Below are 8976 nucleotides of genomic sequence, written 5' to 3'. Positions count from 1 at the left end.
AGTACCAGCGTACGGCCCACAGAATGATGTCACGCTGAAAATGCCGGCCTTTGAATGGGTTCATGTGCAGCTCCATCAGCAAAAGGGGATGATAAGTTTATCACCACCGACTATTTGCAACAGTGCCAGCAATATAATGAATCAATCCATGTGGAATAACAGCTTCACCTATATAGCCAAACAATACGAATAAGATCAACATGGCGAAACCAATGCCTAGGTAAAATCCTATAGTCTTTTTTAATTGACCTGTAAGGCCAGAATTTAGCCCCATAAAATTTACAGGGCCTGGGCTATACATAACGCTTAATGTATAAAGAAATATTTCCACAGAGTTCACTCAATTAGATAGCAATAAACATCAAAGAGAGAACGGTATCGAGTTATAGGCCTTAAAGATTGTACGTTTGTGCTGAACTAATTAAAAATTTCTATTTAACTTATGTTCACCTAAAGTTCACTTCATAAGTGTATAAAGAAACTATGTATTGTATTTTCAATTGCTTATATAAATATTAGTCTTGGTTTAGAATTTTAAAGTTCATGAACTATGAGAAAAAACTAAGATACGATCAAAATTGTAGAACAACAAAATTATTTATACTAATTTACAAGCCACGCTGTTTAAGCGTGTCATTAAAAAATAAATCTTTTAATCTCTCCACACAATCTCCACACAATCTCCACACAACATCAGCAATTCATAAACACTGCTATTTCAAAATAGTAGTATCTAAAACCCCCCCTCTGAAAAAGCATGTCAACACATTATCATTTAATAGGTTCAATACTTATTACAACTGTACTTTTAATCGGCTGTACACAAGCCAAAGATGCTGAACAGTCCCCAACAGAAATGCCACCAGCGGTTGTCAGTACCATCACGGTATTACCGCATTCCATGAATTTAATTGAAAATCTTCCAGGCCGTGTTGTCGCTTACCGTATTGCTGAAATTCGCCCGCAAGTAGGTGGAATTGTTGATAAAGTACTTTTTAAGCAAGGCTCTTATGTGCAAGCAGGTCAACCGCTTTTTAAATTGAATTCTGAAATATTTCAGGCAGATGTAAAAAGCAATCAAGCCACTTTAAACCGTGCACAAGCTGAGGTGACACGTTTGCAGGTGCTGTTAAAACGCTACACTGAATTAGTAAAAGTAAATGCGGTTAGTCAGCAGGAATACAACAATACCGAAGCAGATTATCAAAAAGCAAAAGCCGATGTGGCGCAAATGCAAGCCATGTTAAGCAGACAACAACTTAATCTTAAATATGCGACTGTTACAGCCCCTATCTCGGGAACGATTGGTGAAATCTTAGTGACTGAGGGTGCATTAGTTGGTCAAGGTGATACTAATGCAATGGCCGTAATACAACAGATTAATAAAGTCTATGTTGATGTAAAGCAATCAATTAGTGATTATGAAAAACTACAGGAAGCTTTACAGCAAGGTGACGTGTCAAATACCAAACATACGGTTGAAATCCTAAATAGTCAGGGTAAACCTTATAACGTTACAGGTGAAATCCTATTTTCGGATACTAAAGTTGATCCTGATACGGGTGATGTCACAATCCGTATTTTAGCCAATAATGAAAATCAAAAACTTTTGCCAGGCATGTATGTTCGAGTCAATATGAGCCGAGCTCAAGTTGAAAATGCGCTCCTAGTTCCAGAACAAGCGATTCAACATGATATTAGTGGTAAAGCCAATGTTACGATTGTTAATCAAAAAGGTTTAGCGCAAAGCAAGCCTGTTCAGCTTGGTCAACGTTATCAAAATAACTATGTGATCAAACAAGGGTTACAAGCAGGTGAGAAAGTCATTGTTGAAGGGGCTGATCGTATACAGCCTGAGCAAAAATTAAAAATTAAGCAGTGGCAACCTACAAATATTAAGGAAAATGGAGGACAGCAATAATGTCCCAATTTTTCATTAGGCGTCCTATTTTTGCATGGGTGATTGCTTTATTTATTATTCTGTTGGGTGTACTAAGCATCCCCAAGTTACCTATTGCACGATTCCCAAGTGTTGCGCCACCACAGATTAGTATTACGGCAATCTATCCAGGTGCTACGCCAAAAACATTGAATGATAGTGTTGTGACCTTGATTGAGCGGGAAATGTCAGGTGTCAAAAACTTACTTTATTACAGTTCAAGTTCAGATAGTTCTGGAACAGCAACAATCACCGCAACATTTAAACCAGGTACAGATGTAGAACTTGCACAAATTGATGTGCAAAACAAAATTAAAGCCATTGAGTCACGCTTACCTCAAACAGTGCGACAACAAGGGCTGATGGTCGATGCTGCGTCGTCTGGTTTTTTAATGATGGTGGGCTTAAGTTCACCGAATGGCAAATATAGTGAAATTGATGTCAGTGACTATATGACTCGCTATGTGATTGAAGAATTAAAGCGGGTTGACGGTGTTGGTAAAGTCCAAAATTTTGGTGCTGAAAAAGCCATGCGGATTTGGGTCGATCCAGATCGTTTGGTTTCTTATGGATTGAGTATTCAAGATGTGAATACAGCCATCCAAAACCAAAACTTGCCGATATCACCAGGTCGTATTGGTGATGTTCCTGCTTTGACGGGGCAACAAATTACTATTCCTTTAACTGCTCAAGGTCAATTAGAAACTGTAGAGCAATTCAAGAAAATTAGTTTACGTGCTCAACAAAATGGCGCCAATGTTCGACTGTCGGATGTCGCTCGTGTCGAAATCGGGGCACAGATGTATAACTTTGCGATTTTAGAAAATGGCAAAGCCTCTACAGCTGTGGCGATACAAATGAGTCCTGGTGCTAACGCTGTCAAGACTGCAGAAGGTGTTAAAGCGAAAATTGAACAGTTAGGTTCAGCACTGCCTGATGGTATGAAATTCTCTATACCTTACGACACTGCACCTTTTGTAAAAATCTCGATTGAAAAAGTAATCATGACATTGCTTGAAGCTATGGCATTAGTTTTTATTGTCATGTTTATCTTTTTACACAATGTTCGATACACCTTAATTCCGGCGATTGTTGCACCGATTGCATTGCTTGGCACATTCTCAGTCATGCTGCTTGCTGGTTTTTCGATTAATGTGCTGACCATGTTCGGTATGGTGCTTGCGATCGGGATTATTGTCGATGATGCGATTGTGGTCATTGAGAATGTTGAACGCATTATGGCGACAGAAGGCTTATCTCCAGTTGAAGCCACATCTAAAGCCATGAAGGAAATTACCAATCCGATTATTGGCATCACCTTAGTGTTAGCCGCTGTATTCTTGCCGATGGCATTGGCGTCAGGCTCAGTGGGGATTATCTATCGTCAGTTCACCATTACCATGTCGGTTTCAATTTTATTCTCAGCTTTCCTTGCACTGACATTAACCCCTGCGTTATGTGCAACGATGTTAAAACCGATTGATCAAGACCATCAGAAAAAGGGTGTTTTTGCATCGTTTGATCGCAGTTTTGAGAAGCTGAACAATCGCTATGAACGCAGTTTATTTAAAGTAATTAAACATAAAACCCTCGCAATGTTATGTTTCTTAGGCATTGTCATTGTGCTGATTTTTAGTTTTAAACACGTTCCGACTGCGTTTATGCCAGAAGAAGATCAGGGGTGGTTTATGACTTCGATTCAACTTCCTGCGGATGCAACTCAAGAACGTACCCGTAAAGTCGTTGCTGAGTTTCAAAATTATTTAGACCAAGAAACGGGGATTAAAGACAATATGGCGGTCTTAGGTTTTGGTTTTAGTGGATCTGGTCAGAATACAGCGATGTATTTTACCAATCTATTGCCATTCGAAGAGCGTACTATTACGGCACAAGAAGTCGTGAATAATGCCAATATAGCGATGGCTGAAAGTTCAGAAGGTCAAACCATGTCTGTGTTACCACCAGCAATTGATGAATTGGGTAACTCATCTGGTTTTTCACTGAGATTATTAGATCGTGGCAATATTGGCATGCCTGCTTTAAGAGAAGCACAAGATCAGCTTTTAGCATTAGCAGCACAAAGTAAAATCGTGGCGGAGGTCTATCCTGAAGGTTTGCCAGATGGCAGTTCTGTACAGCTTAAAATTGATAGAGATAAATTGCAGGCATTAGGTGTTAATTTCAGTGATGTGACCGATATTATTTCAACCTCAATGGGTTCGATGTATATCAATGATTTTCCAAATCATGACCGTATGCAGCAAGTCATTGTGCAACTTGATGCCAAATCACGCATGAGTATTGAAGATATTCTTCAGATTAAGGTGAACAGTCAAAGCGGTAAATTGGTTTCAATGTCTGAAATAATTACTCCAATTTGGCAACATTCCCCACAACAATACAATCGTTACAACGGTCGTCCATCATTGAGTATTTCTGGCAGTCCAGCAGCAGGTATATCTTCAGGACAAGCCATGACTGAGATGGAAAATTTGATTGAACAACTTCCGAAAGGTGTGGGTTATGAGTGGACTGGGATTTCTCTAGAAGAAAAACAGTCGGAATCACAAACCTTGTTTTTATTACTGTTGTCGATGTTAGTCGTTTTCCTTGTCTTGGCAGCGCTTTATGAAAGCTGGTCAATTCCATTCTCTGTGATGCTAGTTGTCCCTCTAGGGTTGATTGGCGCCTTTTTAGCAGTAATGTTACGTGGTATGCCAAATGATATTTTCTTTAAGGTCGGCATGATCACGATTATTGGTCTATCTGCAAAGAATGCTATTTTGATTGTTGAGTTTGCAAAAGCACTAAGAGAAGAAGGAATGGGTTTAGTGGAGGCAACCGTTGCAGCCGCTAAATTGCGCTTACGTCCAATCCTAATGACATCTTTGGCATTTACCTGTGGCGTTATTCCTTTAGTCATTGCCAGTGGCGCTAGTTCTGAAACTCAAAAAGCGATTGGTACAGGCGTCTTTGGCGGCATGATCAGCGCAACAATTCTAGCTGTTATTTTTGTACCGATTTTCTTTATTGTCGTCATGAGCATGGTTGAGAAATTCTCGAAACGTAAAGCGGCACATTAAGCATCAAAACTGAGAATAAAAGCTGTGGGTTAACGAGTTTAGCCCACAACAAATCTTTCATTTACATCTTTATTTCAGAATTGATTTAATAAACCATCAATATAGGTTTAATCATGAAAGCTACCAATCTTGATCCGAAACGCTGGTGGATATTGCTCGCTGTCGTGCTTGCATTTCTGCCGATTGTGATTGATATGACTGTACTGCATGTTGCGGTTCCCTCATTAACCCAATCGCTGAGTGCCACAAGTAACCAAGTCTTATGGATTATTGATATTTATCCATTACTTATGGCTGGACTTTTAGTTCCGATGGGAACTTTGGCTGATCGTGTCGGCAATCGTAAGATTCTGCTGATTGGCTTGGTTATATTTGGAATTGCCTCAGTCCTTGCGGCATTTTCCCAAACGGCTTCTATGCTGATTGCCGCACGTGCTTTATTAGCATTAGGCGGTGCCATGATTATGCCCTGTGTATTGGGTATTATTCGCAGAACCTTCGAAGACAGTCGCGAACGTGCCATTGCGCTGGGTATTTGGGGCACAATCGGATCAGCCGGTGCCGCCATTGGACCGCTCATTGGTGGGGGATTGTTAGAATATTTCTGGTGGGGTTCAGTTTTCCTGATTAACGTCCCAATCATGCTGGTTGTCGCACCAATGTGCTATTTCTTATTGTCCCGAAAAGAAGCTATAACCCCTGGACATTGGGCATTTGGTCAAGCGCTATTGCTGATTGTCGGTTTGATTTCGTTTGTATATGCACTAAAAGCAGGCTTAGGCGGTAAACAGTCGTTGTTGATTGTCTTGCCTTTGGTCGTTTTATCTATCGGCTTATTAACCATATTTGTACGCAAACAGCTGAATTCTCCTCAGCCGATGCTAGATCTTTCGCTATTTTCACGTCCTGCTATTTTAGCCGGCATTATTATGGCAATGGTTGCTGCAGGCGCTTTGGCAGGGGTTGAGTTAACTTTGGCAATGGAGCTGCAATATGTCATTCGTTTAACACCGCTGCAAGCCGGTCTTTTTATGGTTCCGATTATGGTTGCGGCCGCTATTGGCGGGCCTATTGCTGGTTTTTTATCCAATAAATTTGGACTCCGTCTGGTTGCGACCATGTCATTAATATTGGCAGCAATTGCGTTGGTCAGTTTGAGTTATTCAGATTTTCATCATCCGGGAATCATCGTTCCCTTTATTTTAGCTTCGATTGGATTAACACTGAGTATTGGTTTAACAGCTTCATCCATTGCGATCATGGGCTCAGTACCTGCAGAAAAGGGCGGTGCGGCAGGTTCACTTGAAAGTACAGGTTATGAACTGGGTACAGGACTAGGTATTACTTTATTTGGTGTTTTCATGGCCTATATATTTGGCAGTCATCTTCAAGTGCCGTCAGATTTAACTGCTGTTTTAGCAGAAAAAGCCAGACTTTCGATTGGTGATACCTATTTAGTGGCGAGCCAGTTACCCGTTGAACAAGGTACAGCATTGATTAACGCAGGTAAAATTGCCTTCAGTTCAGCTCATGTTAATTTATTATTAACAGCAGGGATTATCATCGGGATACTCTCCATTGTGGTATTTTTTATGCTAGCTAAATATCGAGATGAGAATTCATTGTGATGAAATTTATTTGAGGATCATCAAACAGAATGGTTAAGTTCAGACATCAATTTATCTTAAATTTATGGTTTAAATTAAGCCGTATTAATCTGAACTTAACACATTATAAATGAGTTGATGTCTTACGATTTAGTTGAATAGTAAAACAGCTGCCACCTAAGTTTTTGGATTTAGAATAATAAATATGACCTTGGTGTGCTTCAATAATTGCATCAATCACTGCCAAGCCTAATCCAGTACCGCCATCTAGACATGATCTAGAGTCTTCCAGTCGATAGAAGGGTTTGAACAGGTGTTTAAGATGCGATTCATCAATACCAGGACCTTCATCTTCAAACGTCAATACCCAATGTTCTGCTGTGGTTACAGATGTAATATTTATTTTTCCAGCATTCGAATATCTTAGAAAGTTAGAGAACAATGCAATAAAGACCTGTTCCATCCTTCTTATATCAACGCAAACCAATTTATCCGTCAAATTTAAAACAATAGTTAAACCTTTAACATGAAACCGTTCATTAAACATCTGCAGACATTTTTCAATACTATTTTTTAAATTGGTCTTTTCTAGTTCTAATCGTAATTGTTTATTTTCAATAAGTGTCAGTGTCCGTAAATCTTCCACAAGGTAAGATAAGCCTTCGACTTGGTTCAATAAGCTTAGGTGTAAAGCTTTATCGGCAATAAATATACCATCGACAATACCTTGCAAGCGACCTTGTAATATTGTCACAGGTGTTCGTAATTCATGTGCAATTGCAGCATTCCAAACAGTTGAATTCTTAACTGATACTTCAAGTTGGTTTGCCATTTCATTGAAGTTCTCAATAAGAGACTTGATTTCATGTGGAATATCATGATGTGGCTGTTTAATTCTGAGTGCTAAATTGCCTTGTTGAATTTGTTGAATAACATCTGCTAAATCACTAATTGGCTGTGTATAGCGTTTTCCATATTTAAAGGCGAGGATAGTAGAAAGAAAAAAGCCTGTTAATAGCACTAAAAACAGCCAGATAAAGTCAACGGAGGTAACTGAAAATTCATTTGAATTAATAACTTGTGTATTTAGAAAACCTATTTTTATCGCCCAGCTATAAACAAAATAGCCAATCATGAAAGATAACAGCGTAATGCCTAAATTGAATAGGCTCATCATGATAATAAACTGGAAGTTAATTCCAACAGAATTTTTAAAAAAGTTAAATTTCATGATTTTGATCTAAGCGATACCCCACGCCACGGACATTGATTAATAAGCCATTTACATCATTTTCTTCAAGTTTTTTGCGTAATTTGCTGATATGGCTATCTACAGTGCGATCTAAAGCATCACTTTCAGGCATACAGTTTTGGATCAATTCATTACGTGTAAAGACTTTATTCGGTGTTTTTGCCATCAAAAACAGTATCTTATACTCAGTTAACGTAAGGTTGAGCAACTGATTTCTTTGACCATTTGAAATGTAAACTTGATGATGATCTGGATTAATTTCAATATTTCTATAACGAATAATATTAGTTATTTCCATATTTTGGCTTGTACTTCGTCTAAGTACGGCTTGTATTCGTGCAATCACTTCGTTTGGGTTAAATGGCTTAATAATAAAGTCATCAGCACCCATTTTTAGCCCCATGATCTTATTCACTTGATCATCTAAGGCAGTCAGCATAATGACAGGTAAATGACTTGTTTGACGGATGATTTGTAGAATTTCCCAGCCATTTAGTTTGGGTAATTTAATATCAAGGAGAATCAGGTCGATAGAGTTGGCTTTTAGGCACTCTAAAGCTTGTTGTCCATCCAATGCACGGATGACCTGCATGTTTTCATTTTTTATGTATTTTTCAAGAATGTCACCAATATCATAATCATCTTCTACAACGAGAATGACGCTGTTTTCGAAGCTGTGCTGTAGATTTGGATACATATATTTTATCTTAGATGAAGTAGCTATGCATTTTAACATTTAATTGTGTAATGGAGATGATTAGACGAGCAGTCATTTATATTTGTAATTGAGGGGTGACATATAATAAAATTCGTTGCATATCAGTATTAATGAACAAAATGTCAATTATCATTCATTTAACATAATGGCTGTTATACGAAACGAGAGTGTTAGAACCCATTTAAAGTGTCTATATTCTCACCAATAAAAATGTCCGGTTTCTCCGAGGTAAAATATGACTTTTGAACAAAAATAAGCCATTGTTTATTCTTTTTATTTCCAACAAAATTCCAGAACTCATCTACTTCGAGAGATTCATAATGACTTTGCTGAGGCTGAATTTCATAGGTTGATTCAGTTAAAGTACGTAAAACTTT

General features: G+C 38.5%; 6 protein-coding genes and 2 pseudogenes. 4 read left to right on the top strand and 4 right to left on the bottom strand.

Annotation, left to right across the window (positions count from 1 at the left end):
- Positions 1-193 (top strand): hypothetical protein (locus FTV25_RS16235; RefSeq protein WP_373683642.1); only part of this gene is annotated, 193 nt, incomplete at its 5' end.
- Here the strand turns inward: FTV25_RS16235 and FTV25_RS16160 are convergent.
- Positions 128-331, bottom strand: a pseudogene (locus FTV25_RS16160) (LysE family translocator); the annotation flags it as partial. The gene FTV25_RS16235 and the pseudogene FTV25_RS16160 overlap by 66 nt on opposite strands.
- A gap of 426 nt (positions 332-757) precedes the next feature.
- Between FTV25_RS16160 and FTV25_RS15390 the strand changes: the two are divergent.
- The 3 genes from FTV25_RS15390 to FTV25_RS15380 all read left to right on the top strand — a co-directional run bounded on the left by FTV25_RS15390 (position 758) and on the right by FTV25_RS15380 (position 6650).
- Positions 758-1921, top strand: coding sequence for an efflux RND transporter periplasmic adaptor subunit (locus tag FTV25_RS15390; protein WP_032073150.1), 1164 nt, complete (start codon positions 758-760; stop codon positions 1919-1921).
- The gene (locus FTV25_RS15385) at positions 1918-5022 is read left to right on the top strand and encodes a multidrug efflux RND transporter permease subunit (RefSeq protein WP_270915313.1); all 3105 of its coding nucleotides are present in this window, start codon (positions 1918-1920) and stop codon (positions 5020-5022) included. Before FTV25_RS15390 ends, FTV25_RS15385 begins: the two co-directional genes overlap by 4 nt.
- Before the next feature lie 113 nt (positions 5023-5135).
- A complete protein-coding gene (locus tag FTV25_RS15380) occupies positions 5136-6650 on the top strand; it encodes an MFS transporter (protein WP_032073148.1) in 1515 nt (504 codons plus the stop codon).
- A gap of 103 nt (positions 6651-6753) precedes the next feature.
- On the opposite strand, the gene adeS is transcribed toward FTV25_RS15380, so the two are convergent.
- From adeS to FTV25_RS15365, 3 genes and pseudogenes are all read right to left on the bottom strand, one after another.
- The gene (adeS, locus tag FTV25_RS15375; RefSeq protein WP_032073131.1) at positions 6754-7860 is read right to left on the bottom strand and encodes a two-component sensor histidine kinase AdeS; all 1107 of its coding nucleotides are present in this window, start codon (positions 7858-7860) and stop codon (positions 6754-6756) included.
- Positions 7850-8578 (bottom strand): efflux system response regulator transcription factor AdeR, encoded by a 729-nt coding sequence (gene adeR / locus FTV25_RS15370; RefSeq protein WP_032073130.1) that lies wholly within the window; start codon positions 8576-8578, stop codon positions 7850-7852. The genes adeS and adeR overlap by 11 nt, the downstream gene beginning before the upstream one ends.
- Positions 8579-8847: 269 nt before the next feature.
- A pseudogene (locus FTV25_RS15365) lies at positions 8848-8976 on the bottom strand (IS1 family transposase); the annotation flags it as partial.

The organism is Acinetobacter sp. YH12249 (assembly GCF_013417475.1).
GTDB lineage: Bacteria > Pseudomonadota > Gammaproteobacteria > Pseudomonadales > Moraxellaceae > Acinetobacter.
Note: the sequence above shows the minus strand (reverse complement) of the source record. Positions and strands in the feature narration are given on the sequence as shown.